The 1,378-nt window shown below is 74.4% G+C and carries 1 pseudogene; it reads left to right on the top strand.

Annotation, left to right across the window (positions count from 1 at the left end):
• A pseudogene (locus ACFU99_RS43735) lies at positions 1–1,377 on the top strand (hypothetical protein); the annotation flags it as partial.
• Position 1,378 lies beyond the last annotated feature (1 nt).

The following is a 1,378-nucleotide window of genomic DNA, read 5'->3' on the forward strand; positions in this document are numbered from 1 at the left end:
CTCCCCGACGAGCTGGTCCCCGCCAACGCCGGGCAGGCCAAGGAGCTGCTGCGCACCGCCACCGGCGAACTCGCGGCCCGCAGCGACGCCCTGGAGGCCGCCCGCGCCGCGCACGGCGAGCTGCTGCGCGCCCACCGCACCGCCGAGGACGCCGCCGGCGGCTTCGACGAGACCGCGGCCATGCTGCGCGACCTGCTCCGCGACAACCAGCGGGCGGCCGACGGCGACGCCGACGCGGAGGGCGAGCAGAGCGAGCCGTACGCCGGGAACCTGGAGGAGGCCCGGCAGTCCGCGGCCGAGTCCCGCCGCTCGCTGCGCGGCTGCGCGAGCGACCTGTCGGCCGCCGAGTCGGCGGTCCGCGAGGCGAGCGACGTGCTGGTGCGGCACGCCAACTCCACCCGGTACGAGCAGGTGCGCACCCCCGCCCGCCAGCAGATCCGGGAGCTGCCCGCCGCCGCCCTGCCGGAGCACGCCGCGGCCTGGGCGGACGCCTTCGCGCCCCGGCTGCGCGTGCTCACCGACGAGCTGGAGCAGCTGGAGCGCAACCGCGGCAGCATCGTCGACCGGCTGCGCGGCCTGGTCGAGTCCTCGCTGACCACCCTGCGCTCCGCGCAGCGGCTGTCCCGGCTGCCCGAGGGGCTGGGGGAGTGGTCGGGCCAGGAATTCCTGCGCATCCGCTTCGAGGAGCCGGACCAGGCCACGCTCAGCGAGCGGCTCGGCGAGGTCATCGACGACGCGACCCGCTCGGCGGTGAAGAAGAACTCCGACCTGCGCCGCGACGGGATGTCGCTGCTGCTGCGCGGCGTGAGCGCCGCCCTCCAGCCGCGCGGCGTGGCCGTGGAGATCCTCAAGCCGGACGCGGTGCTGCGCGCCGAGCGGGTCCCGGTCGGGCAGATGGGCGATGTGTTCTCCGGCGGACAGCTGCTGACCGCGGCCATCGCGCTGTACTGCACGATGGCGGCGCTGCGCAGCAACGACCGGGGCCGCGACAAGCAGCGGCACGCGGGCACGCTCTTCCTGGACAATCCGATCGGCCGCGCCAACGCCACGTATCTGCTGGAGCTCCAGCGGGCCGTCGCGGACGCGCTCGGCGTTCAGCTGCTCTATACCACGGGCCTGTTCGACACCACGGCGCTGGCCGAGTTCCCGCTGGTCATCCGGCTCCGCAACGACGCGGATCTGCGCGCGGGCCTGAAGTACATCAGCGTGGAGGAGCACCTGCGGCCCGGACTGCCGAAGGAGGACCCGGACTCCGAGCCGGTGCACGGCGAGATCACGGCGACCCGGATGTACCGCCGCCCGGAGGACGAGCCCGTACCCGCACAGGCGCAACCCGTACCGGTGGACGAAAAGCCGGCAGAGGAAGAACCCGTATAGC

It is taken from the genome of Streptomyces sp. NPDC057654, assembly GCF_042800135.1.
In the GTDB taxonomy this organism is placed as follows: domain Bacteria; phylum Actinomycetota; class Actinomycetes; order Streptomycetales; family Streptomycetaceae; genus Streptomyces.